Genomic DNA, 25,781 nt, shown 5'->3' with positions numbered 1-25,781 from the left:
TGATGGACGCGCCGCACTACCAAGCCGTGCGCGCCCGGCTGGCGCGCAAGCCCCGTGTGTGGCTCGTCACCGGCGTGGCGGGCTTCATCGGCTCCAACCTGCTGGAAGCCCTGCTGAAGCTCGAGCAGCGCGTGGTGGGACTGGACAATTTCGCCACCGGCCACCGGCGCAATCTCACGCAGGTTCAGGCGCTGGTCACGCCGGAACAGTGGCAGCGCTTCCATTTCATCGAGGGCGACATCCGCGATCTGGATACCTGCCGCAACGCCTGCCGGGGCGTGGACTACGTGCTGCACCAGGCGGCGCTGGGATCGGTGCCGCGTTCCATCGAGGATCCGCTGCTCACCCATGCCGCCAACATCGACGGCTTCGTAAACATGCTGGTGGCGGCGCGCGATGCCGGCGTCAAGCGCTTCGTCTATGCCGCTTCCAGCTCCACCTACGGCGACCACCCGGGCCTACCCAAGGTAGAGGACCAGATCGGCAAGCCCCTGTCGCCCTACGCGGTGACCAAGTATGTAAACGAACTCTATGCCGATGTGTTCGCCCGCTGCTATGGTCTGCCCAGCATTGGTCTGCGCTACTTCAACATCTTCGGCCCGCGCCAGGATCCAGAAGGCGCCTACGCTGCGGTAATTCCCAAATGGATCGCCTCGATGATCAAAAACGAACCGGTGTACATCAACGGCGATGGCGAGACCAGCCGTGACTTCTGCTACATCGAGAACACCATCCAGGCCAATCTCCTCGCCGCCACCACGGAAGAAGCGGCGGCCATCAACCAGGTGTACAACGTCGCGGTGGGCGAGCGCACCAGCCTCAATCAGCTCTACGCGGCTGTGCGCGACGAGCTCGCGCCACGCTTCCCCCACCTGCGCGAGGCGCGGCCCGTCTACCGGGACTTCCGCCCCGGCGATGTCCGCCATTCCCTGGCCGACATTTCCAAGGCCCGCACCCTGCTCCACTATCAACCCACCCACACCATCCACGACGGCCTGCGCATCGCCATGGACTGGTATGTCCGCGATCTCACGGGGCATCGTTAGCGCCGTCCTGCTGGCAGCGAGGCGGCTTACTTCACGCAGCGTCAACCTGCAGGGTTACGCCCCCTTGCTGCGCGCGCTCTATGTCCAGGGTTTGGCTGCCCTCTGCCTGCTTGCCTGCATCGGGGAGGCGGCCGCCCAGCTACCCGCCCCCCTCGCCGCCGCTCTCGAGGAGGCACGCATTCCCGAGAATGCCGTGGCCGTGTGGGTGCAAGACCCTGCCGAAACCACGCCCCTGCTCGCCCTCAACGGCGACCGCCCCATGAATCCGGCCTCGGTGATCAAACTGGTGACCACCTTCACCGCCCTGGAAGCTCTCACCCCCGCCTACCGCTGGCACACGGAAATTTATGGCGATCGCCCGCCCATCGACGGACGCCTCAGGGGCAACCTGTATATCAAGGGTTACGGCGATCCCCGCATCACCCTGGAGACCCTCTGGCTGTGGCTGCGGGAACTACGGGGGCGAGGTCTGCGGGAAGTGGACGGTGATCTCGTCCTCGATCGCAGCTTTTTCGATCTTGCGCCGGATGACCCCGGCGCCTTCGACGGCCAGCCCCTCAAGCCCTATAACGCAGGCCCGGACGCCCTGCTAATCGATTTCCGCAGCCGGCGGCTGACCGTGCTGCCCCAAGGGGACACGCTGCGCCTCGCGCTCGACGTGGACGCCCCCGGCGTGAAACTGGTCAACCGACTCACGCCAGTGGCCGGTCCCTGCGGTGACTGGGAAAACGGGCTGGCCACCCGGGTGGAGCGTGGCCGCGGCAGGATCACGGTCAGCATCGAAGGCCCCTATCCCCTGGCCTGCGGCGAGCAAGCGTGGCACCTGGCTCTGTTCGATGGCAACACTCAGTGGGAAACCCTGTTCCGCGCCCTATGGAGCGAGCTGGGTGGACGCTGGCGCGGCAAGGTCACGGAAGGCACGGTACCCGGGGCTGCGCACCTCATTGCGCGCTTCGAGTCGCCGCCGCTTACGGAGGTGGTGCGGGACATCAACAAGTTCAGCAACAACGTGATGGCGCGCCAGCTCTATCTCAGCCTGGGCGCGGAGCTTTTGGGCCCGCCGGCGACCCTTAAAAAAGCCGAGCAGGCAAGCCTCGCGGTGCTTGCGAGCCGCGGTTTGGATTTCCTGGAACTCGCGCTGGGCAATGGGTCCGGGCTTGACCGCAGCACCCGCATCAGCGCCCGCCACCTGGCGCTTCTCCTCGAACGTGCCCAGCGCTCGCTCTGGTATCCGGAATTCGCCGCCTCGCTTCCTCTGGTGGGCCTGGACGGCACCCTGCGACGACGCCATGTAGGCGAGCCCCTTGCCGGTCAAGCACGCCTGAAATCCGGCTCCCTCCACGATGTGCGCGCCCTGGCCGGCTACCTACGCACCGCTGCCGGGCGCGATGTGATCGTGGTATGCCTCGTCAACTACCCGGACGCGGCGCGCGCTCGTCCTTTCCAGGACGCCCTGCTGCGCTGGGTGTTCGAGACGCGCTGATCAGCCCTCGGCCTCCCCTTCCTCGAGAGGATTGTCAACGAGCTTGAGGGGGTGATCGGTGGGCATGTCGCAAAACAGCTGCCGGCTTTCTTCCGTTTCGAAGTAGATCACCACATTGCCATCGACTAGGTAGGGCAGTCCCGCGAGATCGGTGAGTGCGGTGCCGGTGATGGGATCCACGTCGAACAGAATTTGCGCCGGCTCGTGCAAACGGCGACTGGGCTGCTGGTCACGGTGGAGGGGATCGGTAGCGGTCCAGTTGGGTGCGTCGAAGCTCAGCATGGCAAACTCCTTTCCGCAAGGGGCGAAAAGTCCGCCCTGATCTGACCTATAGCAGCCTGAGGCTACGGCGGCGATCAAAATATTTTGGGTCGCCTAACTTCAAGGTTTTTTACCCAGGAGCGCATTCAAAAGCTCGATGGGCAGGGGAAAGACGATGGTGGAATTCTTGTCCGCGGCGATGGTGGTGAGGGTTTCCAGATAACGCAGCTGGATGGCGGCCGGCTGCCGCGCCAGCACTTCCGCCGCCTGGGCGAGTTTCTCCGAGGCCTGCAGTTCGCCTTCGGCATGGATTACCTTGGCACGCCGCTCCCGCTCCGCTTCCGCCTGCTTGGCGATGGCGCGCACCATGGATTCGTCGATGTCCACATGCTTGATCTCCACGTTGGACACCTTGATGCCCCAGGCATCGGTCTGCTGGTCCAGCACGGTCTGAATGTCCAAATTGAGGCGTTCCCTTTCTGCCAGCATGTCGTCCAGCTCGTGCTTGCCCAACACCGCGCGCAGGGTGGTCTGGGCGAGCTGGCTGGTCGCCGAGAGATAGTCCTCCACCTGGATGATGGCCTTGGCCGGGTCTACCACCCGGAAATAGACCACCGCATTCACCTTCACCGACACGTTGTCACGGGAGATCACGTCCTGACTGGGCACGTCCATGACGATGGTGCGCAGATCCACGCGCACCATCTGCTGGATACCAGGGATCACAATCACCAGCCCCGGCCCCTTCACTTTCCAGAAACGACCGAGCATGAAGACCACGCCCCGCTCGTATTCCCGCAGCACCTTGAGGGCCGACACGAGAAAGGCAATGACCAGGATCAAAAGCCAGCCAGAGCCGAAGATGAGTTCCATCATGGTTTGTCTCCTCAGATTGGTGTTCAGATGCTTTGCACCTGCAGCGTGAGGCCTTCCACCGCACGCACCCTCACCCGCTGTCTGGGCGCGAGGGGCCGATCGCTGCGCGCCTGCCATAGTTCGCCATGCACGCGCACCCAGGTAATGCCATCCTCAACCTCCACCACCTCGCCTTCGGCGCCGACGAGTTCCTCCCGACCAGTGACCACCGGCTTGCGGCGCGAGGACAGTGCCATGCGCCCAACGACCAGGATGAAGGCAGCCGTGGCCACGGTGAAGGCGACGATGAGACTCAAGGGGACTGCCGAGCCGGTCACCTCGCGGTCCATGAGCATCACCGAGCCGGCGACGAAGGCGACGATGCCCCCCAGCCCGAGCACGCCGAAACTGGGTACGAACACCTCCGCGATGATTAGACCCACACCCAATAGAATTAGAGCCAGACCCGCATAGCTGATGGGTAGAAGCTGGAAGGCAAACAGGGCCAGCAGCAGGCAGATGGCGCCGGCCACGCCCGCCACGCCCAAGCCCGGATTGGAAAACTCGAAAAACAGGCCATACATGCCGATGAGCAGCAGAATGTAGGCCACCCCCGGATCCGTGATCACGGCCAAAAACCGGGTGCGCCAATCGGGCTCGCGGGTATCCAGCAGCGCACCGCGAATGGCAAGACGCCGCTCGTCTTGCCCCAGCTTGACCGTGCGCCCATCCACGGCGGCAAGCAGCGCAGGCAGGTCAGTGGCTATCAGGTCAATCACCTTCTCCTTAAGCGCTTCCTCGGCGGACAGGCTCACCGCCTCGCGCACCGCGCGCTCCGCCCACTCGGCATTGCGTCCCCGCAGTTGCGCCAGACCACGGATGTAGGCGGCGGCATCGTGCACCTGCTTCTTGGCCATGGGTGAGGATTCCACGGGCTTCGCGTCTTTCTCCTTACCTGGTTGACCAGGCGGTTGGGCCCCACCGATGGCCACCGGCGTGGCGGCCCCCAGGTTGGTGGCGGGCGCCATGGCAGCCACGTGGGCGGCGTAGAGAATATAGGTTCCGGCACTCGCGGCGCGCGCCCCTGCCGGCCCCACCCAGACAATGACGGGCACCCGCGAGGCGAGCATCTTGCGAATGATGTCGCGCATGGCCGAATCCAGCCCACCCGGGGTATCCAGACGCAATACCACGGCTTCTGCCCCCACTTCTTCCGCGTGCTTGATGCCCCGCACGACATAGTCGGCGCTGGCCGGGGAAATGGCCCCATCCACCCCCAGCACCACCACGCGCGGCGCGGCCGCCGCCGGCAGGGGCAACAAAAGGGAGAGCAGCAAAATGAGGCGCATCAGCATGATCTTGACTATAGCGGCAAAACGCCCAAAGCTGCCACCATGCTGATACGCATGCTTAAATACCTGGCCGCATTCGGCTTTCTGGTCTGGTTCCTGGAGTCGGTGGGAGCGGCCGTGCGTTGGTGGCACGGCGAGCCCCTCAGACCCTTCGAACGCCTGCTGGCCGCAAGCCTGCCCATCGTGATCCTGATCTGGGCGCGCTGTTTCTCCGTGCTAGGCTGCGTGCGGGGGCCCTGTCCATCACCCCCAAAGTGCGTCAGCGGCGGGGACGCAGCAGATCGATCTTGAGCACCGGCTCGTAGGGTGGCACGTTGCACTCGATGATGTCGCTGGGCGCCACTTCGAGTGTCACCCCCACGATGTCGGTGCGCACCGGCAGCTTCGCCGCGCCGCGGTCCACCAGCACGGCGGTACGGATCTCGCCGGCGCCCTTGCCGACGAGATATTCCACCGCGCGCAACATGGAATAGCCCTTGTACATCACGTCGTCCACCACGATCAGGCTGCGGCCGGCGAGATCGAGCTCGGCGTGGGCAGGATTCTCTGTGAGGCGAGTTTCCGGGTGTAGCAGGGTGAGGTCGTCGGCATAGCGTTTGATAGCGAGATCGAGCCGAGAAAGGCCGGGCACGCCAAAATCCCGCGCCAGCCGCTCGAAGAGCTGATCGGCCAGGGGCGCGCCGCGGCGCAGGATGCCCACTACGATCACATCCTGGCGGCCGGTGAGTAGGCCCGCCGCCTGCCACGCCATGCCATCCAGCACGGCAGTCAGTTGCGCCGTGTCGTAGAGACAGAAGCGTTCCCCCGGCACCGGGGTCATGGCTGCGCCCCGATGAGCGCCGTGAGCGTTTCCACGTATTGGGGAGCGTCCCATTCGGTGCCGCCTTGGAGCGTATGGCGGATGCGCCCGGCGCGGTCAACGATGAAGGTGGAAGGCACGGCGAATACCTTCCAGGCGGCGATGGCCTGGCCCTCCTCATCCATGAGGACGGTGAAGTCCACGTTGACTTTCGTGAGGAAGGCGCGCACCTCGGCCTCGCTTTCGCCCATGTTCACCGCCAGGATACGAAAAGGCTTGCCAGCGAGCTTGGCCGCCAGGCGCTGCATGGAAGGCATTTCCTTCACACACGGGGCGCAGTAAGTAGCCCAGAACTGCACCATCACCACCTCACCCCGGTAGTCAGTGAGATCGTGCACCTTACCCGCCAGGTCCTTTAGGCGAAGCGGTGGCGTAGCGCTGCCCGCGTAGGGCTTGAGTTCTTGAGCGCAGGCGGCGGAGAACGAGGTCAGCAAGAACAGCGCGAACGCCGACACGAGACGGGGCATCATGGTTGGTTTTCCTGTTTCATGCTATCGATCCTATCCAGGGCGTCGCGCACCAGGTCCGGCAGGCGCGCAGCCATGGCGGCTTCTTCCGGGGTCTGTTCCTCGCGCAGGAAGAAATAGCCGCGCACCCCCGGCAGCAGGGTAGCCTTCACTCGGCTGCCGGCCGCCTGAAGCACCTGCACCAGGTGGGAAAGCCACCAGCGTCCGGGGGAACGCGCCCCCTGGAGAATGACGATGCGGCTCACGGTTTCATGCACCACCGGTTCATAGCGGGCCTCGGTGCCGGGCGCGGGTGTACCGGCGTAGAGTTCCGGATAGACCAGCACCACACCTTGCACCTCCCGCCCCGCCGCCGTGCTGCGCCACCGCGCCAGCCCACGTAACACGGGAAGCGCCCCCCGCCCGGCCGTCAGCAGATAGACACGTTTGCCCGTCTGCTGCGCCAGTTCGATTAGGGCAGCGATTTCCTCGGCTGGCAGCTGGTCCATGCTGGACGGGGCCATGGGCAGGAAATGCGCACCCAGCATGTCAGGCAGCCAGGTCTCGATGCCCTGGGGCAACAATGCCGCGGCGGCCTTCGCTTCTGCCGTGCTCTGCCCTTCGTCGCAGGGGAACCAAAGCAAAAGCCGGTCGCCCGTCGCAGGAAAGGGGCGTACCGCCACTTCCGTGCCATTGGGCAGCGCAAACAACGACACGTCCATGGCCCGTGTGGCAAGCGGCAGCAGCAGGGTAAGACACATAAAGAGGAGTTTCATGTCCTCGATCCTAGTCGGTCGCAGCCGTGGTGTCAAAAGACGGGGTGTGTCCGCGGGCCAATTGCGCGAGCCGGGCAAGCCGTCGCACCGTCTCGTGGAAGCAGGGAAGATCGAGGCGGAGCTGGGCGCGAGCGCTTTGAGCGCCGGCCCCTGGCAGGATAAAGAGTGGCGGCACTCAGCTTGGCATTGAGGATTGGGCCGTGGTGCAATGGCTGCCGACCTTGACGAGAACCGGGCTTGTCATGGCTTCGTCACATTGGCGTCATACTATGGCGTCGCTCGGAAGTAGGAGGACATCATGCCCGCGACGATACTGATCGTCGAAGACGAACCCGCGATCCAGGAATTGGTGAGCTTCAATCTCAGGCAAGCCGGCCACACGGTGGTGCAGGCAGACAGCGCGGAAACGGCCAACCGGCTCATGCGCACGGCCATGCCGGATCTGATCCTGCTGGATTGGATGCTGCCTGGCCAGTCGGGTATCGAATTCGCCCGTCGCCTGAAGGCCGAGCGCCATACTCGCGACATACCGGTGATCATGCTCACCGCCCGGGGCGAAGAAGCAGACCGGGTGCGTGGGTTGGAAACGGGCGCGGACGATTACGTGACCAAGCCCTTCTCGCCCCGCGAATTGTTGGCCCGTATCAAGGCGGTGCTGCGCCGGCGTGCACCCCAGATGACCGACGAACCGGTGGAAGTGGGTGGATTGCGCCTGGACCCCGCTAGCCACCGCGTGAGCGGCAACGGCACCCCCCTGGAGCTGGGACCGACCGAGTTTCGCCTGCTGCATTTCCTGATGACCCATCCAGAACGAGTGCACTCCCGAGCCCAGCTTCTGGATCAGGTCTGGGGCAGTCATGTGTTCGTGGAGGAGCGCACCGTGGACGTGCACATAAGGCGCCTGCGTCGGGCCTTGGAACCCACCGGCCACGATGCCCTCATTCAGACCGTGCGCGGGGCCGGCTACCGCTTCTCCCAGTCGCCCTGAAGCCCGCGCCCGCGTGCGATAATGGCCAGACGGCCACCTATGCGCACCCACCCATGTCCGACTTCTGGTCGCGTGCCTTAAGGGCACCCTTGCTTTACGCCCTGGCCGCGCTGCTGCTCTGGCCGTTGGTCGGGGGCACGGCGGCGGCCTTCTTCCTGGTGGCGGCCTGCTTCGGCCAGCTCATCTACCACCTGGTCCAGCTCAATAAGCTGGCACACTGGCTGAAGGATCCCCAGCTCGCCACCGTCCCTCAGGCAGGCGGCAGCTGGGGCGATCTGTTCGCCCAGCTCTACCAGATCGTGCGCCGTCAGTCCAAGAGCCGGCATCAGCTCTCGGAGGCCCTGGCCCGCTTCCGCCGGGCCGGCGAGGCAATGCCAGATGGTGTGGTGATCTTAGACGAGCTTGACGAGATCGAGTGGTTCAATCCCGTGGCGGCCCGGCAACTGGGACTGAACCTGGAGACGGATGCCGGGCGTCCCATCACCTATCTCTTGCGTCAGACCCAGTTCCACGAGTATCTCGCCGCCCACAACTACAGCGAGCCGTTGATCCTCAAATCCACACGCAATCCCGAGCTCACCCTGTCCATCCAACTGGTGCCCTTCGGCGCCAAGCAGAAGCTCCTCATTGCCCGGGACATCAGCCGCGTCGAGCAGCTGGAAACGGTGCGCCGAGATTTCGTGGCCAATGTCTCCCACGAGCTGCGCACGCCCCTCACCGTGGTCGGCGGTTTTCTGGAAACCCTGCTGGATCACGCTGATCTGTCCGCCGAACAGCGCCGGCATTATCTGGAGACCATGCTAGACCAGACGCGGCGCATGCAGCGGCTGGTGGATGATTTGCTCACCTTGTCGCGCCTGGAGAGCGCCGCCAATCCCTTGCAGGAAGCGCCGGTGGACGTCCCAGGCCTCATTAAGCGGCTGCTTGCGGAAGCCCAAAGCCTCTCCCGCGGCCGCCACCAAGTGCGTGCCGAGGTCACGACCGATGCCTGGCTCATGGGCAGTGAATCCGAGCTGGAGAGCGCCTTTGGCAATCTGATCAGCAATGCCGTGCGCTATACGCCGACGGGCGGCGAGGTGGTGCTGCGTTGGGAAACCGCGGCGGAAGGCGTGTGCTTTTCGGTACGAGATTCCGGCATCGGCATCGAACCCCAACACATCCCGCGGCTGACCGAACGTTTCTACCGGGTGGATCGCAGCCGTTCACGGGAGACGGGGGGCACCGGGTTGGGACTGTCCATCGTCAAGCACGTGCTCACGCGCCACCAGGGCCGCCTGGAAATCCAGAGCGAAGTGGGCAAGGGCAGTACCTTCTCGGCCTGCTTCCCGGCCAGCCGCGTGATCGCCCGCAAGAATCTGCCAGCGGCCGTCACGCCACACTGAAGGTAACGCGGTCGAAGTCCGAACCGTGGCTCATGAGGCCGGTGAGCTTTACCGTGAGCTTGTCCTCGAACAGCACTTCCAGCGGGCGGTTGGGGCTGTACCAGCCGTTGGGCAGCACCAGCGTGGGCGGCACCTTGAGCGTGGGAATCTCCGGCAACAGGAAGGCCGGCTGATACTTGGACGGCAAGGTGGAGATGAGCACCGGCGGTCGCACGCCCACCGCCACCGGGATTCCCGGAAAGGTGCGCACGCCCATCTGCAGGGTGCCGTCCGGACGGTAGCGCAGCCAGCGCACCTCCCCCAGCACGAAGCTGCGGGCGTCGGGCGGGCGCACCGCCACCAGCTGGTTCTGGTGGATACGCGCTGCGTGCATACCCTCCGCCGCGAGGCGGAAACCCAGGGCAGACTCATCGACGATGGCCCAGGTCTCCAGCGCATAGCCGCGCTGGGAAGCCTGAAGACGCGCACTGTGGTGAGACACGTGGCCAAACACCTGCAAATCCTGCATGGCCTGCCAGGACAGCTCGGGTGCCTCGCCCGGCTGACGCAGGGGTTTCTCGCCGTTGCAGTAGTAGTGGATAGCCGGCACCGTGAAAGTGACCTGGGCCTTGAGCTGACCGGCACGCCGCTCGTAGGTCCGGATGGGCAGAGGCTCGCACCACTGCTGGTAGAGCTGGGTTAGGAAGGCTTCGCAGGCCGGCTGCACACAGTCTTCGCCCACGTCCAGCTCCGCGGGGCTAGCGCCCTTGCGCAGGTGGCGAATGCGTTTGAGCAGGGTGACAGCGAGCTGATTGGTGTCCAGATAGCGGCCGGTTTCCGCCAGGCCCGCGTCCTGGCGCAATGAAGGCCCTTGCGCGCGGGCGAGATCCACCGTCACCGGTGCGAGCTTGAGTTCCGGATACAGGGGCGCGGGCGGTTCCTTCACCACGGCCACACGCGCCGCCCACTTGGACAGCCAGCGACTCACTTGGGCGAGCTGGCGTGCCGTGAGGTGGTAGGGATCGGCCAAGGCAGTAAGCAGCACCGCGACATAGGCCGCCTCCACGGAAGAAATATCCATCAAGGGATTGAGTGTATCTTTCACCGCCTGACGCGCCACACCTTCCTCTTCCGCGAGGGCGTAGGTCTGGTTGAGCTCGCGCCACAGCCGTTCCGGCACCGGCTGATAAGCATAGTGGTGCTCCAAGATCTGGCAGCCGTGGGCGTGGACAAGACGCTGGCAGACGAAGCCGAGATAGGCCTGAAGTTCCGGTTCCCCCGCCTGCAGACTTTCTAGACAGAGCTGATAACCTTTAGCCAGGCCCTGCCAGAGAGAAAGCACCTTGCGCCACAGGGAAAGCTCGGTGTTGTCGAAGGGCAGGGGTTTGCCGGCGTATTTGCGGCCCTGCTCGGCCTGTAAGTAAAGAATGGGTTCACGCAGGATCTCCATCACCTTCAGCCGCTCCACCCCGCTCATCGCGTAATGGTTCACCAATTCCATCTGCACCAGCATTTCCGCGTGGGCGGCTGGCACGTTGGTGAGCGGCAGTCCCTCTAACCACTGGCGACAGGTTGGGGCATCGGAGATGTGAGGTCGGGTGGCCTGCATGGCGCCGGCGCTGCCTGCATGGAGCATGGGATCGGTTCTGCCCGAGGGCAATGACGCTATCCTAGGAACTTTGCAGGATGTCTTCAAGGGCCTGGCGCAGCGCTCTCGGCGCCGGCGGCAAACGGACCGGAGCCGGTCGCAGCGGCGGCGCCCACACCGCCATCGGGTAATGGGGATCGTCGAGGAAGCGGGGAATCACGTGCCAGTGTAGATGGGGCACCTGGTTGCCGAGGCTGGCCAGGTTGATCTTGGCCGGCTTGATCAGCCTGCGCAAGACCGTTTCCACCGCAAACACCACGTCCATGAGATGCCGCCGCTCATCGGCTGCGAGATCGCTCATCTCCTTCACGTGGGCCTGCCAGATCACCCGGCAGAAGCCGGGATAGCCCGCCTCCTGCGCAAGCACCACACGCGCCCACGCATCCTGCCAGACCAGCTCGCCCCCGGCACCGGCGCAGAAGGGACAAGTCACAACAGCACCCGTTCGATGCCTCCCGCATTGGCGCGGGCGATGTAGTCCTGCAGCCAGTTCTCGCCCAGGAGATGGCGGGCGAGTTCCACCACGATGTAGTCGGCTCTGAGCTCCGTGTCGTCCTCATAGCGGGCCAGGCCCTGGAGACAGGAAGGGCAGGCGGTAAGCACCTTGATGGGCGCATCGGGCGTCTCGCGCCGGATGGCATCGCGGCCCTGAATGAGTTCCTCTTGCTTGCGGAACCGGACCTGGGTGGCGATGTCTGGACGCGTCACCGCCAGCGTGCCGGCCTCGCCACAGCAGCGGTCCGACAGGCGCACGTCGGCGGCGAGGAGATTTTGCGCCACCTTGAGGGGCGCATGGGTCTTCATGGGCGTGTGGCAAGGATCGTGGTAGAGGTAATGCCGACCGGCGATACCGTCGAGCTTGACGCCCTTCTCCATCAGGTATTCGTGGATGTCCAGCAGCCGGCAGCCCGGGAAGATCTTTTCGAACTGGTACTTGAGCAGCTGGTCCATGCAGGTGCCACAGGACACGACGACCGTGCGGATGTCCAGATAGTTGAGGGTGTTCGCCACGCGGTGGAACAGCACCTGGTTCTGCGTGCTGATGGCCTGGCCACGATCCTCGAAACCGGCGGAAGTCTGGGGGTAGCCGCAGCACAGATAGCCCGGCGGCAGTACGGTGATGGCACCCACGTGCCAGAGCATGGCCTGGGTGGCGAGGCCCACCTGGGAAAACAGCCGTTCCGAGCCGCAGCCTGGAAAATAGAATACCGCCTCCTGCTCCTCCTGCGCGCGCGCCGGGTCACGAATCACCGGCACGATGGCGGGATCCTCCAGCCCGAGCAGGGCGCGTGCCGTTTTCTTTGGCAGCCCCCCTGGCATGGGCTTGTTCACGAAGTGAATGACCTGGGCCTTCAGGGGTGGGCGTCCCACGGTGACGGGCGGTGTGGTGCGAGCGTTCACCAGCGCAAGCCTGCGCGCCAGCCGTGCTGCGAGGCGCTGTGCCCGGTAGCCCCATTCCACCATGAATGTGCGCAAAAGCTTGATGGTGGCCGGATCGGTGGCGTTGAGAAACAGCATCGACGCCCAGGTGCCGGCATTGAAGCGCTTCTGTCCCTGATTGCGCAGGAAGTTGCGCATGGCGATGGACACATCGCCGAAGTCGATGTCGACCGGGCAGGGATTGGCGCACTTGTGGCAAATGGTGCAGTGATCGCCCACGTCGTTGAACTCGTCGAAATGACGCAGCGACACGCCGCGACGCGTCTGCTCCTCGTACAGGAAGGCCTCGATCAATAGCGAAGTGGCGAGAATCTTGTTGCGCGGACTGTAAAGCAGGTTGGCGCGCGGGACGTGGGTATTGCACACCGGCTTACACTTGCCGCAGCGCAGGCAATCCTTGATGGAGTCGGCGATGCGCCCGATTTCCGACTGCTCCATGATGAGCGACTCCACCTCCAACAGATTGAAGCTGGGGGTGTAGGCGTTGCGCAGGTCCGCGCCTGGTAGTAGCTTACCCTGGTTGAAATGCCCGTCCGGATCGACGCGTCGCTTGTAGGCCGCGAAGGCCTCGATGCTTGCGGGATCAAGGAATTGCAGCTTGGTGATGCCGATGCCGTGCTCACCCGAAATGACCCCACCCAGGTTTGTGGCCAGCTTCATGATGCGCTCCACCGCCTGGTTGGCGAGGGCCAACATTTCGTAGTCGTCGGAATTGACAGGAATGTTGGTGTGGACGTTGCCGTCACCGGCGTGCATGTGCAAGGCGACGAACACGCGGCGCCTGAGCACCTGGCGATGGATTTCGTCGCAACGGTCCAGGATCAGCCGATAGCCCCGGCCGGTGAATAGATCATGTAGGGGCGCGCGCACTTCCCGCTTCCACGACACGCGCAGGCTATGGTCCTGCAGCGCGCGGAAGACCGTGGAGGCGTGGCTCGTCACCGGCCCGAAGACTTCCACGTAGGCGGCAAGCGGCGCATCCAGCTGGGCCAGCAGCCACTCCCAGCGCCGCCGCACTTCTGCCAGCAATTCCAGCGCCCGGGCGCGCCGCAGCTCGGTGAGTTCCGGATCGGCGAAGGCATCCTCGTCGCGGCTCATGGGTAGCTCGCCGCGGAAGAAGTGCTCCAGTTCGTCAAGCAAGATGAGTTTGTTACCGATGGACAGCTCGATGTTGATACGTTCGATGCCATCGCTGTAATCAGCCAGCCGCGGCAGGGGAATCACCACGTCTTCGTTGATCTTGAAGGCGTTGGTGTGGGCGGCGATCGCCGCCGTGCGCGCGCGGTCGAGCCAGAAAGTGCGTCGCGCCTCAGGCGTGACCGCGATGAAGCCCTCGCCACCCCGTGCATTGGCGAGCCGGACGATGTGGGAAGCCGCCTCGCCTACCGCTTGCTCGTCGTCGGAGACAATGTCGGCGAGCAGAACCATGTTGGGCCGCTGCGGCCGGTTGGCCTTGGTGGCATAACCCACCGCCTTTACGTAGCGGGCATCGAGATGTTCCAGCCCCGCTAGCCGCGCCTTGCCGTGGGCGTCGAGATAGGCCTTGATCTCGACGATCGCCGGCACCGCCTCGTGCACCTGGCCGAAGAATTCGAGACACACGGTGCGCCCGAAGGCCGGCATGCGGTGCAGGATGAAAGTGGCCGAGGTGATGATGCCATCGCAGCCTTCCTTTTGGATGCCTGGCAGACCGGCGAGAAATTTGTCCGTGACGTCCTTGCCCAGGCCACTTTTGCGGAAGGCGTGGCCCGGAATCTCCAGCACTTCCTCACTCTCCACGCTGCGGCCATCATGGGCGTAGCGCAGGATGCGGAAGCGGGCGCGTTGCACCTCGTGGATCTTGCCCAGGTTGTGGTCTAGGCGTTCTACGGTGAGCCACTGGCCACGTGGATCCACCATGCGCCAGGAAACCAGGTTGTCGATGGCGGTACCCCACAGCACGGCCTTCTTGCCGCCGGCGTTCATGGCCACGTTGCCGCCAATGCAGGACGCATCGGCCGAGGTGGGGTCCACCGCGAACACCAACCCTGCCGCCTCCGCCGCCTCCATCACGCGCCGCGTCACCACGCCCGCGCCGCAATGGATCACCGGTACCGGATGGTCCACCCCCGGCAGGCGGGCCTGCTCCACCGGCCCCAGGGTGTCGAGCTTTTCCGTGTTGATCACCGCCGACAGCTTGGTAAGGGGCACCGCACCACCCGTATAGCCGGTGCCACCGCCGCGGGGGATGATGGTGAGTCCCAGTTCGATCAGCGCCCGCACCAGGGGCGCGATCTCTTCCTCGCTATCCGGGCTGATCACCACGAAGGGGTATTCCACGCGCCAGTCGGTGGCATCCGTGACGTGGGAGACGCGACTCATGCCATCAAAGGCGATGTTGTCCCGGCGAGTGTGCGCCGCCAGGGTCTTCAGCACGCGCGCCCGCAACAAGCGGGTGTGCTCGAACTCCGCCTCGAAGGCATCCACCGCGCGCGCCGCGGCGGCGAGCAGGCGCGCCACCTGGGGGTTACCCTGACGGCGCGCCTCGATTTCGTTAAGACGATGCCGCAAGGCGCCGATGAGCGCCGCCCGGCGCCGGGAATCGGCGAGCAGATCGTCCTGGAGATAAGGATTGCGCGACACCACCCAGAGATCACCCAGCACCTCGAACAGCATGCGCGCGGAGCGACCGGTGCGGCGCTCGCTGCGCAGGGCGTCGAGCACCTGCCACATCTCCTCGCCCAGGAAGCGGATGACGATCTCCCGGTCGGAGAAGGAGGTGTAGTTGTAGGGGATTTCCCGCAGGCGGGTGGTCATGGCGAGGTTCGGCAAAAGCGCATTTTAGCACCCCGCCCCAAAGCGACCTGCGGCATGCTGGTCAGGCTACGGCGAGCGCGGCCACGAATAGGTAACGCGCGAGCTTGCCCACGGCCATGAACAGGGCGGAAAGCCAAGGATTGAGCCGCAGCCAGCCCGCTGCCAGCGGCAGGGCATCGCCCAGCACTGGCAGCCAGGCTAGAAGCAGGGCCGCGATGCCAAAGCGTCGCACCTGGGCGAGGGCGCGCCCCTCCATTCGGCCGGGAAGCATGCGGCCGATGACATAGGAGGTCATGCCGCCCAAGGTGTTGCCCAGGGTCGCCACCGCGAGCGCCGTCGCCCAAGCCTCGGGGTGAAAACGCAGATAGACGAACAGCGCCGCCTCCGAGTGACCCGGCAGCAGGGTGGCGGAAAAGAACGAAGCGGCAAACAGGCCGGCCAATGCCAGCATGTGGCCTCACTCTGCGAGCAGGGGCGCCACCAACCCTTCCAATCTCGCGTAGTGCACCTGGCCATGCACCTTGTGGCGCAATCGGCCCTGCCGGTCGAGGATGTACGAGGTGGGCAGACGGCTGACTCCACCGAAGGCCTGTTGGATGGCAACATCGGCCATGGCGGCGGGGAAGCTATAGCCGTTTTCCCGCATGAAAGCCCTCACCGCGCCCGGCGCCTCGTCCAGGCTGAAGGCGATGATCTCGAAACCGCGCCCCCGCCAGTCGCGGTAAAAACGTTCCATCGCCGGCATTTCATGCCGACAATAGGGACACCAGGTGGCCCAGAAATTCACCAGCACTACTTTGCCGCGTAGGTCTTCCAGGCTTACTGAGCGGCCATCTAGCGTCGTATAGCGCACCGGGGCGGGCGTGCCGTCCAGATCCTGCACCCAGGCGGGCGGACGGAACCAGAGATAGGCGATGAGCCCCAGCAGCAGCAGGGGGACCAACTTGCCGTTGTGGCGCCGCAAAAAGGCTTTCGCATCCATGGCCGCTTCTTGGTTATGATCCGGTTTTTGCTCGGAACTCCGACATGCTCTGGGTCAAGTCGTTCCACATCATCTTCATGGTTACCTGGTTCGCGGGGCTATTCTACCTGCCGCGGCTGTTCGTCTATCACGCCATGAGCGAAGACCGCCCCTCCATCGAGCGCTTCAAGGTCATGGAACGCAAGCTCTACTACGGCATCATGACGCCGGGCGGCGTCATCACGGTGCTTCTGGGGCTGTGGCTGTGGCTGGGTTATGGCATCGGCGGTGGCTGGCTGTACGCCAAGCTGGCCCTGGTCACGGTGCTGATCGCCTATCATCTCTGGTGTGGCAAGCTGCTCGCCGATTTCCGCGCCGATCGCAACACCCGCAGCCATGTCTGGTTTCGCTGGTTCAACGAATTTCCAGTACTGATCCTGATCGCGGTGGTGATCCTAGTGGTGGTGAAACCATTTTGAGCGAGCATTTCTTCGCGCCCTGCCCGCGTGGGTTGGAAAGCGCGCTGGCCGCGGAACTCACGCGCTTGGGTGCCGCCCAGGTGAGCCCCGTGGAGAGCGGCGTCGGCTTTCAGGGCGACTGGCCCCTGTGCTATCGCGTGAATCTCTGGAGCCGGCTCGCCAGCCGTGTGCTCTGGCGCATCGCCCATGGCCCATATCAAAGCGAGGAAGAGGTGTATCGCCTCGCCCGTGCCGTGGACTGGCCCTCTTACTTCGACGTGGACCAGACCTTTGCCGTGTCCACGGTGGCCCGCCGGTGTCCGTTGAAAAGCCTCAACTTCGTCACGCTACGCATCAAGGACGCGGTGTGCGATCGGTTCCGTGACACCCGGGGTCGGCGACCCAACGTGGACACCGCCCGACCCGCGGTGCGACTTGCCGCCTTTCTCGATGCCACGCATCTGACCCTCTACCTGGACACCTCGGGGGAGGCCCTCTTCAAGCGTGGCTGGCGCAAGTCCAAGGGCGAGGCGCCCCTCAAGGAAAACCTGGCGGCCGGCATTCTGCACCTTACCGGCTGGCAGCCCGGCGTGCCTCTGCTCGACCCCATGTGTGGCAGCGGCACCTTCCTCATGGAGGCGGCCCTGATGGCGCTTCACATCGCGCCTGGCCTCGGTCGCGGTTTCGCGTTCGAGCGCCTCGAAAATTTCGATGCGCAAGCCTGGGCCAGGCTGCGCCGCGAAGCCGAGGCGGAATGTCGGCCGAGACAGCAGCTCCCCCTCTGGGGCTCGGACAGCGACGCCGCTGCCGTTCGCCACGCACGGCGCAACTTCGCCGAGGCGGGGCTTGCTCCAGTGGTGGCGCTCGAACGAAAGGACGTCCTGGAACTTGAAGCGCCCGCCGCTGAAGGCGTGTTGGTGACCAATCCACCTTATGGCGAACGCATCGGCGATCTGGCCACGCTGGCCGAGTTCTATCCCCGGCTGGGCAGCGTGCTCAAGCAACGCTTCGCCGGCTGGCGCGTCTTCATCTTCACGGCAGATACGCGGCTACCGGGGCTGATGCGGCTCAAGCCCGCACGTCGGACGCCGCTCTACAACGGCCCGCTGGCGTGCCGGCTGTACGAATTCCCGATGGTGGCAGGCAGCCACCGGCGGCAGCGGTGAGGCTCAAATGATGTCCAGGTGATCGATGCCGGACATGATGTCGCGATCCTTCGCCTCCTGGCCGTGCAGCTTGATCTGCAGGCGCAGATCGTTGACGGAATCGGCATTGCGCAGGGCGTCTTCGTAGCTGATCAGTCCCGCTTCGTACAGCTCGAACAAATGCTGGTCGAAGGTCTGCATGCCGATCTCGCGCGACTTGGCCATGACTTCCTTGATCTCGTGCACCTGGCCCTTGAAGATGAGGTCGGAGATGAGCGGCGAGTTGAGCATGATTTCCACGGCGGCGATGCGTCCCTTGCCTTGGCGGCGCGGAATCAGCCGCTGCGAAACGAAGGCCTTGAGGTTGAGCGACAAATCCATCAAGAGCTGGTCGCGCTTCTCCTCGGGGAAGAAGTTGATGATGCGGTCTAACGCCTGGTTGGCGCTGTTGGCGTGCAAGGTGGACAGGCAGAGGTGGCCGGTCTCCGCGAACTGGATGGCGTACTCCATGGTCTCGCGGTCCCGGATCTCGCCGATCAGGATCACATCCGGCGCCTGGCGCAAGGTGTTCTTCAGGGCCGAGAACCAGTCGTCGGTGTCCACACCCACCTCGCGTTGGGTAATGATGCACTTCTTGTGGTCGTGCACGTACTCGATGGGGTCCTCGATGGTGATGATGTGCCCCTGGCTGTTTTCGTTGCGGTAGCCCACCATGGCGGCGAGGGAAGTGGACTTGCCGGAGCCCGTGCCACCGACGAAGATCACCAGGCCGCGCTTGGTCATGGCGATGTCCTTGAGCACCTCGGGCAAGCCCAGTTCCTCGAAGGTGGGAATCGTGGAATTGATGGTGCGCAGCACCAGGCCGGTGCGCCCCTGCTGCACGAAGGCGTTGACCCGGAAGCGACCGATGTCGGGCGGTGAAATGGCGAAGTTGCATTCCTTGGTGGATTCGAATTCGTAGGCCTGCTTGTCGTTCATGATGGCCCGCGCCAGCTCCACCGTATGCTGCGGCGTGAGGGTCTGGTTGGAGACGGGCGTCACCCGGCCGTCGATCTTGAGGGCGGGCGGAAAGCCAGCGGTGATGAACAGGTCGGACGCCTTCTTGCTCACCATCAGGCGCAATAGGTCGTGCATGAACTTGGTGGCTTGTTCGCGCTCCATGACAGGCTCCCGGGTGAATGATGCCGCTACGCCGCCTCGCTCAGAACTTCGTGTCCTTGCGCGCCGCTTTCTGCGCCTCGGCTTCGGAGACGATATTGCGGCGCACCAGGTCGGTCAGACATTGCTCCATGGTCTGCATGCCCACTGCCTGACCGGTCTGGATGGTGGAATACATCTGCGCCACCTTGTTTTCCCGGATCAGGTTGCGGATGGCGGGCGTGCCAATCATGATTTCATGCGCGGCCACCCGGCCGCTGCCATCCTTGGTCTTGAGCAGGGTCTGGGCGATCACCGCGCGCAGCGATTCCGAGAGCATGGCACGCACCATGTCTTTTTCCGCTGCTGGAAACACATCGATGATGCGGTCGATGGTCTTCGGGGCGGAACTGGTATGCAGGGTGCCGAACACCAGGTGGCCGGTTTCCGCGGCGGTGAGCGCGAGGCGGATGGTCTCCAGATCGCGCAACTCACCCACCAGGATCACGTCCGGGTCTTCGCGCAGGGCGGAACGCAGCGCGTTGTTGAAGGAGAGCGTATGCGGTCCCACCTCGCGCTGGTTGATCAGGCACTTCTTCGACTCGTGCACGAATTCGATGGGATCCTCGATGGTGAGGATGTGCCCATACTCGGTCTCGTTGATCTCGTTGATCATGGCCGCCAGCGTGGTGGATTTGCCGGAACCGGTGGGCCCCGTCACCAGCACGATGCCATTGGGGTGGTGACAGAGATCCTTGAAGATGGCAGGCGCAGCGAGCTGCTCCAGGGTGAGCACCTTGGAGGGAATGGTTCGGAACGCCGCCGCCGCGCCACGTTGCTGGACATAGGCATTGACGCGGAAGCGCGCAAGGTTGGGCACCTCGAAGGAGAAATCGACCTCCAGGTTTTCCTCGTAGAACTTGCGCTGCGCATCGTTCATGATGTCGTAGATCATGCTGTGGACGCCTCTGTGGTCCAATGGCTCCACATTGATGCGGCGGATGTCACCATTGACCCGGATCAAGGGCGGCAGACCCGCGGAAAGATGGAGGTCGGAAGCTTTGTTCTTGACGGTGAAGGCAAGCAGATCTGCGATTTCCATTTATAATCCCCGCGGGGTAAGTGCGCGAAACGGTTGCAGGCGCGGCGCTTCGGCCAAGGATTAACGGCCGCTTCGGCCGTTTCTTGAGTGCTCGGCGGACCATTATGACGACAATCCAGAACGCATTGCAAGCCGTGCAGGCGCGCATCGCCCGTGCGGCCACGCAGTGTGGGCGCGACCCTGCCAGCATCACCCTGCTCGCCGTTTCCAAGACCTTCGGGCCGGACGTCATCCGCGCCGCCTTCGGCTGCGGACAGCGTGCCTTTGGCGAAAGCTATGTGCAAGAAGCGCTCCACAAGATGGCCGCGCTGACTGACCTGCCCATCGAATGGCACTTCATCGGTCCGATCCAGAGCAACAAGACGCGCCCCATCGCCGAACACTTCGCCTGGGTCCACAGCGTGGACCGGGAAAGAATCGCGCAGCGCCTGTCCGATCAGCGTCCCAATAGCATGCCGCCCCTCAACGTCTGCCTGCAGGTGAACGTGAGCGGAGAGGCCAGCAAGAGTGGCGTGGCGCCGGCGGAAGCCGCACCGCTGGCGCGCCTCGTCGCCAGCCTGCCGCGGCTGCGCCTGCGGGGACTCATGACCATCCCCGAGCCCAGCGACAATGTCAACCTGCAACGGCGCCGCTTTCGCCTGCTAAAGGAGCTTAAGGAGGCGCTGGTGGCCGAGGGGCTCCCCCTCGACACGCTGTCCATGGGCATGTCGGGCGACCTGGAAGCCGCTATCCTGGAGGGGGCTACTATCGTGCGTGTGGGATCGGCGATTTTCGGGGAGCGGGTCAAGCGGACTCACTGATCGCCCCACAAGTACCCGCGGGCGCTGGGGCAAGCATTTGCTTCGTGCATTGTGCGTGGGTTTGACCCAGACTATCCAGAGGTTTCGATAGCATGAACATTACCTTCATCGGCGGCGGCAACATGGCCAATGCCCTCATCGGCGGCCTGCTTAGCAAGGGTTTCGCGGCGGGCACGCTACGTGTAGTGGAACCTGATGCAGAAACGGCACAGCGCCTCGCCGAACGTTACGGGCTGCTGGTGAAGGCCACTGCCGACGCCGACATCCTCGCGTGTGATCTGGTGCTCTTGGCGGTGAAACCGCAGCAGCTCCGTAGTGTGGCCGCTGGCCTTGCGCCCCATCTCACACAACAGCTCGTGCTGTCCATCGCCGCCGGTGTGCGCGCCGCGGATCTCTCGCGCTGGCTAGGCGGCTACCGGCGCCTGGTGCGAGCCATGCCCAATACCCCCGCCATGGTTCAGGCTGGCATCACGGGTCTGTATGCCCTGCCGGAGGTGAGCGAGGAGGAACGCCGCCGCGCCGAGGCGGTGCTCGCGGCGGTGGGCGAAGTCGTGTGGGTCGGCGCGGAAGCGGACATGGACGTCATCACCGCCGTCTCCGGCAGCGGCCCCGCCTACGTCTTCTATTTCATGGAAGCGCTGGAGGAAGCGGCCATCGCCCTGGGGCTTTCAGCAAGCCAGGCCCGCCGCTTAAGCCTCGCCACCTTCGCGGGTGCGGCGCGTCTGGCCAGCGCCTCACGCGAGGACGTGGTCACCCTGCGGGAGCGGGTGACCTCCAAGGGCGGCACCACAGAGCGGGCGCTGGCCGCCCTGGAGGCCGCCGGCGTCAAGCCGCGCATCGTCGAGGCAGTGCGCGCCGCGGCTTTGCGCGCCCGGGAGCTGGGCGATGAGCTGGGTCGGGACGGCGCCGCGCCATGACAGTTTGGTCATCTTCGTCACGGGCCTAAAGCCATGCTCAGCCAAGCCGTTATCTTTTTGCTGGACACCGTCGTCACCGCGTTCATCGCGCTGTTGCTGCTCAGGTTTTACCTGCAGCTTCTGCGGGTGCCCCAAGGCAACCCGCTTACGCCCTTCGTGGTGACGGCCACCAATTTCCTCGTGCTGCCGTTACGGCGCGTGATCCCGGGGCTGTGGGGCCTCGATCTGGCGACCCTGGTGGCGGCCTGGTTCATGCAGTGGCTGTTGGCTCTCGCAGTGGAAGCCTTGTCCGGCCTGCCCCTCGCGCGGGGTTCTGGCCTCATGTACCTGGGCTTTGGCCTGTGGGCGGCGGTGGAGCTTTTGCGCATGAGCTTGTATCTGCTCATGCTGGTGCAGGTGATGTTGTTCGTGGTGAGCCTGGTGAATCCCTTCAGCCCCTTCATGGCCGTGCTGGAGGCCTTATCCCGGCCGTTCACCCGACAGGTGAGGCGCGTCATTCCACCCATCGCCAACGTGGACCTGTCGCCCATGGTAATCCTGATCGTCTGCCAGCTAGTGCTCATGCTACCAGTGGCTTGGCTAGAGCAGGCGGCGAAGGAGATGATCCACGCGGGCATGGGTGGCTTTGGCTTGTGAGCGGGGCACTCTGGTACCGATACGACGCGCGGGGCGCGCTCATCCTGACCGTGCGGGTAGAGCCCAATGCCCCGCGCACGGAGGTGGCGGGTCTCTATGGCGGAGCACTCAAGCTGCGCGTAGCCGCGCCCGCCGTGGACAACAAGGCCAATGCGCGCCTCATCGCCTTCCTGGCGGAAGTCTTCCAGGTGCCGCAGCGTGAGGTGAGATTGAAGACCGGCGCCCAGGGGCGGCGCAAGGTGGTGGAAATTTTCGGCAGTCGCGTCGCACCGGAGACGTTGCTGGGAGCGAAATGAACACCCTCGTGGAACGACAGATCGCACACTACCAGCGTTGGCGCGAGGACATCCTGGCCGCCATCGACGCCTATCAGGCGTGGCTGGAAGCGCGCGGCGAGGTGGATGCGGAACAGTCCCTGCGCCTGTACGACCTGATCGAGAGCCTGCGCCACGACCACATCACGCTCGCCTTCGTCGCCGAGTTTTCCCGGGGCAAGACCGAACTCATCAACGCCCTCTTCTTCGCCGACTTCAAACAGCGCTTGCTGCCCTCAGACGCCGGTCGCACCACCATGTGCCCCACGGAAATCTTTTACGACCCGTCCGAGCCGCCCTATCTGCGCCTGCTGCCGATCGAGACCCGCTACCGCGAAGAGACCATCCGCCAGCTCAAGAAAAAGCCGGTGGAATGGGTACAAAGCCGCCTCGACCTCGATTCCCCCCAGCAAATGGTGGAGGTGTTGCAGACCCTCACCGAAACCAAGCGGGTGTCCCAAGTGGAGGCCCGCACCATGGGTCTATGGGACGATCAGGACCCCATGCAGGCGGACATGCTGCGCGACAGTGGCTGGGTGGAAATCCCCAAGTGGCGCCACGCGTTGATCAACTACCCGCATCCGCTACTCAAGAGCGGGCTGGCGATTCTAGATACACCCGGCCTCAATGCCCTGGGTTCCGAACCCGAACTCACTTTGAGCATGATCCCGGGCGCCCATGCGGTGCTGTTCTTGCTCGCCACCGACACCGGCGTGACACGCTCCGACATGGAGATCTGGCAAAAGCACGTCCAGCCCCACGCCGCCCACAGCATCGTTATATTGAACAAGGTGGATACCCTGTGGGACGAGCTCAAGTCCTGGGAGAAGGTGCAGGCCTCGATCGAACGCCAGAGGCAGGCGACCGCCTTGCAATTGGGTGTATCGCCCGCCAACGTGCTCGCCTTGTCGGCCCAGAAGGCACTACTGGCGAAGATTCGCGGGGACGAGGCGCTACTTTTGCAGAGCGGCATCGGCGCATTGGAGACGATGCTCGCCCGCGAGGTGATTCCGCTGCGCCAGGAAATCCTACGCAAGGCGGTCACCCGGGAGATCGGCGCCCTGGTGCTCGCCTCCTACAAGAGCGTCTATCAGCAACTCTGCGCAGTGCGGCACGAGCAGAAGGAACTGGCTTCCCTGTCCGGCAAGAACAAGGAAGTGATCCAGAAGATGCTCAACAGACTGCACGAGGACAAGCTGACCTACGAGGAGACCATCCGGGCCTTCAACGTCACGCGGACGGTGATCACCCAGCAGGGACGCATCCTCCTCAACAACCTAAGCCTGGAACGCCTGGACGGCATCCTGCAGAAGGCCCACGACTCCATCAAGGGCAGCTGGACCACCGCGGGCCTTACCCGCGGCATGCAGTCCCTGATCCGCCACACCGCCCAGCAGTTTCAGCATATCCACAAACATGGCCGCCAAATCAAGGGGCTGGTGGACAGCGCCTATGTCCGCTTTCACGTGCAGCATGGACTGGAACGGCGCGAGGCCCCCGTGCTGGACCTGGATGCTTACCAGGCCGCGTTCCAGGAACTGGGGCGGCGCACCGAGGCTTTCTGCCGCGATCCAATCAACATCCTGACGGAGAAGCACTTCCTGGTGCGGCGTTTTTTTCTCAACATCGCCGCCGAGGCGCGCGCCCTGTTCGAGCGGGCACGTCAGGAAAGCGAAGCCTGGCTGCGCAATGCGCTAGGGCCCCTGACCAGCCAGATCACCGACTACAAGATCGCTATCGAAAGGCGCATCGAGAACATCCGCAAGATCCACGACAACATCGACAACCTGCAAGAACGCCTCGAAGAACTCGCCGCCATGGAAACGCGCCTCGCCCGCGACGTGGCGCTCCTGGGCGGCATCCTGCGTCGCCTACAGCCGCCTGCCGCGAGCAACATTCAGCGCCAGCGCGACGCCGCCTGATCCTGGGTTGCCGGTCAGTTGCGGTCGCTATGGCCCAGATCCTTGTCCGGGGCAATGCGATCGCGCACCAACTGCTTGAGCTCCTTGGCCTCGGGAAAGCGCCCCGCCTCGGCGCGGGAAAAGATGAGCTCCCCATCCAGCCACACCTGGAATAAGCCATTCCCGGCAGGCACGAGCGCGACTTCTCCCAGCGCGCCCTCGAACGTGGTGAGCAATTCCTGGGCTAGCCAAGCAGCCCGTAGCAGCCAGCGGCATTTCGGGCAGTAGCGGATTTCGACGCGGGGTGTGGGCATGGCAGCTTCCCGTAGCCAATAAGCTAACTCAATTATGGGCGGAGGGCGTGTCCCGATTTATGTGCAAAAGCGTTTCGATCTGGAAACGTGTTGGGTGGTCATGGTAAGAGGTTGATGTGCGAGAACGACCTTGAACCCAAAGGAGAGCAAACCATGACCATGAAGAAGCATAAGACGAAAGTGTCGCTGGCGGAACTGGTGGCGGGCGAACGGGACCTGCTCAAGGGTCTGATGCGGGAGGCGCTGCAGACCGTTCTCCAAGGCGAGATGACTGAATTCATGGGTGCCGCGCCCGGGGAGCGGAGCGCCAACCGCAACGGCTACCGGGCGGGCTACTACGGCCGCAGCCTCATCACCCGCATCGGCAAACTCGAACGATGCGTGCCGAGGGACTGCAACGGCGAGTTCTCCACCGCGCTCTTCGAGCGCTACCATCGCAGCGAGAAGGCCCTGGTCGCCGCCCTGGAGGAGATGTACGTCCAGGGGTGTCCACCCGCAAGGTCAAGGCCATCACCGAGGGGCTGTGCGGCCACAGCTTCTCTGCCTCCACCATCAGCCAGATCAACAAGACACTGGACGAATCCCTGGCCCGCTTCGCCAGCCGGCCCCTGGACAAGGCCTATCCCTAACTGATCCTGGATGCCCGCTACGAGACGGACAACCTCGGTCATGACCGCCTCTTTGCACAACTTGACGGATACAACCAAGTTTTCCGACAAACGCGGCCTACGGATGGGCTGCCCTGCGGGGTGCTGGGATCGCTGGGCTTAGCAGGACGGTCGGTC

At 64.2% G+C, this 25,781-nt stretch carries 25 protein-coding genes and 1 pseudogene; 12 read left to right on the top strand and 14 right to left on the bottom strand.

The features are described 5' to 3' along the window. Positions 1-2: 2 nt before the first annotated feature. Positions 3-1,046, top strand: a complete 1,044-nt coding sequence (locus V6E02_RS11800; RefSeq protein WP_347309021.1) for an SDR family oxidoreductase — start codon at positions 3-5, stop codon at positions 1,044-1,046. Then, on the top strand, positions 1,018-2,529 hold the full coding sequence (dacB, locus tag V6E02_RS11795) for a D-alanyl-D-alanine carboxypeptidase/D-alanyl-D-alanine endopeptidase (protein WP_347309005.1): 1,512 nt from the start codon (positions 1,018-1,020) through the stop codon (positions 2,527-2,529). The genes V6E02_RS11800 and dacB overlap by 29 nt, the downstream gene beginning before the upstream one ends. On the opposite strand, the gene V6E02_RS11790 is transcribed toward dacB, so the two are convergent. The 6 genes from V6E02_RS11790 to V6E02_RS11765 all read right to left on the bottom strand — a co-directional run bounded on the left by V6E02_RS11790 (position 2,530) and on the right by V6E02_RS11765 (position 7,078). Continuing rightward, positions 2,530-2,811, bottom strand: a complete 282-nt coding sequence (locus V6E02_RS11790) for a hypothetical protein (RefSeq protein WP_347309004.1) — start codon at positions 2,809-2,811, stop codon at positions 2,530-2,532. Positions 2,812-2,910: 99 nt separating this feature from the next. Continuing rightward, a complete protein-coding gene (locus V6E02_RS11785) occupies positions 2,911-3,666 on the bottom strand; it encodes a slipin family protein (RefSeq protein ID WP_347309003.1) in 756 nt (251 codons plus the stop codon). Positions 3,667-3,689: 23 nt separating this feature from the next. Continuing rightward, positions 3,690-4,994 carry an NfeD family protein gene (locus tag V6E02_RS11780; protein WP_347309002.1) on the bottom strand — a complete coding sequence of 435 codons (1,305 nt, stop codon included), beginning with the start codon at positions 4,992-4,994 and terminating at the stop codon, positions 3,690-3,692. A gap of 262 nt (positions 4,995-5,256) precedes the next feature. Next, complete coding sequence (locus V6E02_RS11775; protein WP_347309001.1) at positions 5,257-5,817, bottom strand: phosphoribosyltransferase family protein; 561 nt, start codon at positions 5,815-5,817, stop codon at positions 5,257-5,259. Beyond that, on the bottom strand, positions 5,814-6,326 hold the full coding sequence (locus tag V6E02_RS11770) for a TlpA disulfide reductase family protein (RefSeq protein ID WP_347309000.1): 513 nt from the start codon (positions 6,324-6,326) through the stop codon (positions 5,814-5,816). Before V6E02_RS11770 ends, V6E02_RS11775 begins: the two co-directional genes overlap by 4 nt. Then, on the bottom strand, positions 6,323-7,078 hold the full coding sequence (locus tag V6E02_RS11765) for a hypothetical protein (RefSeq protein ID WP_347308999.1): 756 nt from the start codon (positions 7,076-7,078) through the stop codon (positions 6,323-6,325). The genes V6E02_RS11770 and V6E02_RS11765 overlap by 4 nt, the downstream gene beginning before the upstream one ends. Before the next feature lie 298 nt (positions 7,079-7,376). Here V6E02_RS11765 and phoB point away from each other — a divergent pair, with 298 nt between their 5' ends. Further along, entirely contained in the window at positions 7,377-8,066 is a 690-nt protein-coding gene (phoB, locus tag V6E02_RS11760) for a phosphate regulon transcriptional regulator PhoB (protein WP_347308998.1), read from the top strand. A 53-nt stretch (positions 8,067-8,119) separates the two neighbouring features. Then, the gene (phoR, locus tag V6E02_RS11755) at positions 8,120-9,448 is read left to right on the top strand and encodes a phosphate regulon sensor histidine kinase PhoR (RefSeq protein ID WP_347308997.1); all 1,329 of its coding nucleotides are present in this window, start codon (positions 8,120-8,122) and stop codon (positions 9,446-9,448) included. Here phoR and V6E02_RS11750 read toward each other — a convergent pair. From V6E02_RS11750 to V6E02_RS11730, 5 genes are all read right to left on the bottom strand, one after another. Next, complete coding sequence (locus V6E02_RS11750) at positions 9,435-11,063, bottom strand: cyclic-di-GMP receptor FimW-related protein (RefSeq protein ID WP_347308996.1); 1,629 nt, start codon at positions 11,061-11,063, stop codon at positions 9,435-9,437. The genes phoR and V6E02_RS11750 overlap by 14 nt on opposite strands. Positions 11,064-11,097: 34 nt before the next feature. Beyond that, positions 11,098-11,508, bottom strand: a complete 411-nt coding sequence (locus V6E02_RS11745; RefSeq protein WP_347308995.1) for an HIT family protein — start codon at positions 11,506-11,508, stop codon at positions 11,098-11,100. Continuing rightward, positions 11,505-15,311: a DUF3683 domain-containing protein gene (locus tag V6E02_RS11740; protein ID WP_347308994.1), complete on the bottom strand. Its 3,807-nt coding sequence runs from the start codon at positions 15,309-15,311 to the stop codon at positions 11,505-11,507. Before V6E02_RS11740 ends, V6E02_RS11745 begins: the two co-directional genes overlap by 4 nt. A 61-nt stretch (positions 15,312-15,372) precedes the next feature. After that, positions 15,373-15,762, bottom strand: a complete 390-nt coding sequence (locus tag V6E02_RS11735; RefSeq protein ID WP_347308993.1) for a YqaA family protein — start codon at positions 15,760-15,762, stop codon at positions 15,373-15,375. A 6-nt stretch (positions 15,763-15,768) separates the two neighbouring features. Beyond that, a complete protein-coding gene (locus V6E02_RS11730; RefSeq protein WP_347308992.1) occupies positions 15,769-16,293 on the bottom strand; it encodes a TlpA family protein disulfide reductase in 525 nt (174 codons plus the stop codon). Between the two features lie 44 nt (positions 16,294-16,337). Between V6E02_RS11730 and hemJ the strand changes: the two genes are divergently transcribed. Beyond that, positions 16,338-16,751 (top strand): protoporphyrinogen oxidase HemJ, encoded by a 414-nt coding sequence (gene hemJ, locus V6E02_RS11725; protein ID WP_347308991.1) that lies wholly within the window; start codon positions 16,338-16,340, stop codon positions 16,749-16,751. Further along, positions 16,748-17,896: a THUMP domain-containing class I SAM-dependent RNA methyltransferase gene (locus V6E02_RS11720; RefSeq protein WP_347308990.1), complete on the top strand. Its 1,149-nt coding sequence runs from the start codon at positions 16,748-16,750 to the stop codon at positions 17,894-17,896. Before hemJ ends, V6E02_RS11720 begins: the two co-directional genes overlap by 4 nt. A gap of 3 nt (positions 17,897-17,899) precedes the next feature. On the opposite strand, the gene V6E02_RS11715 is transcribed toward V6E02_RS11720, so the two are convergent. Then, positions 17,900-19,036 carry a PilT/PilU family type 4a pilus ATPase gene (locus V6E02_RS11715; RefSeq protein ID WP_347308989.1) on the bottom strand — a complete coding sequence of 379 codons (1,137 nt, stop codon included), beginning with the start codon at positions 19,034-19,036 and terminating at the stop codon, positions 17,900-17,902. Between the two features lie 40 nt (positions 19,037-19,076). Continuing rightward, positions 19,077-20,114 (bottom strand): type IV pilus twitching motility protein PilT, encoded by a 1,038-nt coding sequence (locus V6E02_RS11710; RefSeq protein ID WP_347308988.1) that lies wholly within the window; start codon positions 20,112-20,114, stop codon positions 19,077-19,079. Between the two features lie 104 nt (positions 20,115-20,218). Between V6E02_RS11710 and V6E02_RS11705 the strand changes: the two genes are divergently transcribed. From V6E02_RS11705 to V6E02_RS11685, 5 genes are all read left to right on the top strand, one after another. Next, the gene (locus V6E02_RS11705) at positions 20,219-20,914 is read left to right on the top strand and encodes a YggS family pyridoxal phosphate-dependent enzyme (protein WP_347308987.1); all 696 of its coding nucleotides are present in this window, start codon (positions 20,219-20,221) and stop codon (positions 20,912-20,914) included. A gap of 92 nt (positions 20,915-21,006) precedes the next feature. Then, positions 21,007-21,831, top strand: coding sequence for a pyrroline-5-carboxylate reductase (proC, locus tag V6E02_RS11700; protein ID WP_347308986.1), 825 nt, complete (start codon positions 21,007-21,009; stop codon positions 21,829-21,831). 33 nt (positions 21,832-21,864) lie between these two features. After that, positions 21,865-22,467 (top strand): YggT family protein, encoded by a 603-nt coding sequence (locus V6E02_RS11695; protein WP_347308985.1) that lies wholly within the window; start codon positions 21,865-21,867, stop codon positions 22,465-22,467. Beyond that, positions 22,464-22,763 (top strand): DUF167 domain-containing protein, encoded by a 300-nt coding sequence (locus V6E02_RS11690; RefSeq protein ID WP_347308984.1) that lies wholly within the window; start codon positions 22,464-22,466, stop codon positions 22,761-22,763. The genes V6E02_RS11695 and V6E02_RS11690 overlap by 4 nt, the downstream gene beginning before the upstream one ends. Beyond that, positions 22,760-24,703 carry a dynamin family protein gene (locus V6E02_RS11685; RefSeq protein ID WP_347308983.1) on the top strand — a complete coding sequence of 648 codons (1,944 nt, stop codon included), beginning with the start codon at positions 22,760-22,762 and terminating at the stop codon, positions 24,701-24,703. The genes V6E02_RS11690 and V6E02_RS11685 overlap by 4 nt, the downstream gene beginning before the upstream one ends. A 14-nt stretch (positions 24,704-24,717) precedes the next feature. Here V6E02_RS11685 and V6E02_RS11680 read toward each other — a convergent pair whose 3' ends face one another. After that, entirely contained in the window at positions 24,718-24,996 is a 279-nt protein-coding gene (locus tag V6E02_RS11680) for an Rdx family protein (protein WP_347308982.1), read from the bottom strand. A 153-nt stretch (positions 24,997-25,149) separates the two neighbouring features. Between V6E02_RS11680 and V6E02_RS11675 the strand changes: the two are divergent. After that, a pseudogene (locus V6E02_RS11675) lies at positions 25,150-25,622 on the top strand (transposase); the annotation flags it as partial. Positions 25,623-25,781 lie beyond the last annotated feature (159 nt).

It is taken from the genome of Thiobacter sp. AK1, from assembly GCF_039822265.1.
GTDB classification, from domain to species: Bacteria; Pseudomonadota; Gammaproteobacteria; order Burkholderiales; family Thiobacteraceae; genus Thiobacter; species Thiobacter aerophilum.
The sequence above is the reverse complement of the archived record's forward strand: the minus strand, read 5'-3'. Positions and strand labels throughout refer to the sequence as shown.

Coding starts and splice junctions, on each gene's coding strand:
- V6E02_RS11800 (WP_347309021.1), top strand. CDS start 3: ATGGACGCGCCGCACTACCAAGCCGTGCGCGCCCGGCTGGCGCGCAAG.
- dacB (WP_347309005.1), top strand. CDS start 1,018: ATGTCCGCGATCTCACGGGGCATCGTTAGCGCCGTCCTGCTGGCAGCG.
- V6E02_RS11790 (WP_347309004.1), bottom strand. CDS start 2,811: ATGCTGAGCTTCGACGCACCCAACTGGACCGCTACCGATCCCCTCCAC.
- V6E02_RS11785 (WP_347309003.1), bottom strand. CDS start 3,666: ATGATGGAACTCATCTTCGGCTCTGGCTGGCTTTTGATCCTGGTCATT.
- V6E02_RS11780 (WP_347309002.1), bottom strand. CDS start 4,994: ATGCGCCTCATTTTGCTGCTCTCCCTTTTGTTGCCCCTGCCGGCGGCG.
- V6E02_RS11775 (WP_347309001.1), bottom strand. CDS start 5,817: ATGACCCCGGTGCCGGGGGAACGCTTCTGTCTCTACGACACGGCGCAA.
- V6E02_RS11770 (WP_347309000.1), bottom strand. CDS start 6,326: ATGATGCCCCGTCTCGTGTCGGCGTTCGCGCTGTTCTTGCTGACCTCG.
- V6E02_RS11765 (WP_347308999.1), bottom strand. CDS start 7,078: ATGAAACTCCTCTTTATGTGTCTTACCCTGCTGCTGCCGCTTGCCACA.
- phoB (WP_347308998.1), top strand. CDS start 7,377: ATGCCCGCGACGATACTGATCGTCGAAGACGAACCCGCGATCCAGGAA.
- phoR (WP_347308997.1), top strand. CDS start 8,120: ATGTCCGACTTCTGGTCGCGTGCCTTAAGGGCACCCTTGCTTTACGCC.
- V6E02_RS11750 (WP_347308996.1), bottom strand. CDS start 11,063: ATGCTCCATGCAGGCAGCGCCGGCGCCATGCAGGCCACCCGACCTCAC.
- V6E02_RS11740 (WP_347308994.1), bottom strand. CDS start 15,311: ATGACCACCCGCCTGCGGGAAATCCCCTACAACTACACCTCCTTCTCC.
- V6E02_RS11735 (WP_347308993.1), bottom strand. CDS start 15,762: ATGCTGGCATTGGCCGGCCTGTTTGCCGCTTCGTTCTTTTCCGCCACC.
- V6E02_RS11730 (WP_347308992.1), bottom strand. CDS start 16,293: ATGGATGCGAAAGCCTTTTTGCGGCGCCACAACGGCAAGTTGGTCCCC.
- hemJ (WP_347308991.1), top strand. CDS start 16,338: ATGCTCTGGGTCAAGTCGTTCCACATCATCTTCATGGTTACCTGGTTC.
- V6E02_RS11715 (WP_347308989.1), bottom strand. CDS start 19,036: ATGGAGCGCGAACAAGCCACCAAGTTCATGCACGACCTATTGCGCCTG.
- V6E02_RS11710 (WP_347308988.1), bottom strand. CDS start 20,114: ATGGAAATCGCAGATCTGCTTGCCTTCACCGTCAAGAACAAAGCTTCC.
- V6E02_RS11705 (WP_347308987.1), top strand. CDS start 20,219: ATGACGACAATCCAGAACGCATTGCAAGCCGTGCAGGCGCGCATCGCC.
- proC (WP_347308986.1), top strand. CDS start 21,007: ATGAACATTACCTTCATCGGCGGCGGCAACATGGCCAATGCCCTCATC.
- V6E02_RS11695 (WP_347308985.1), top strand. CDS start 21,865: ATGCTCAGCCAAGCCGTTATCTTTTTGCTGGACACCGTCGTCACCGCG.
- V6E02_RS11685 (WP_347308983.1), top strand. CDS start 22,760: ATGAACACCCTCGTGGAACGACAGATCGCACACTACCAGCGTTGGCGC.
- V6E02_RS11680 (WP_347308982.1), bottom strand. CDS start 24,996: ATGCCCACACCCCGCGTCGAAATCCGCTACTGCCCGAAATGCCGCTGG.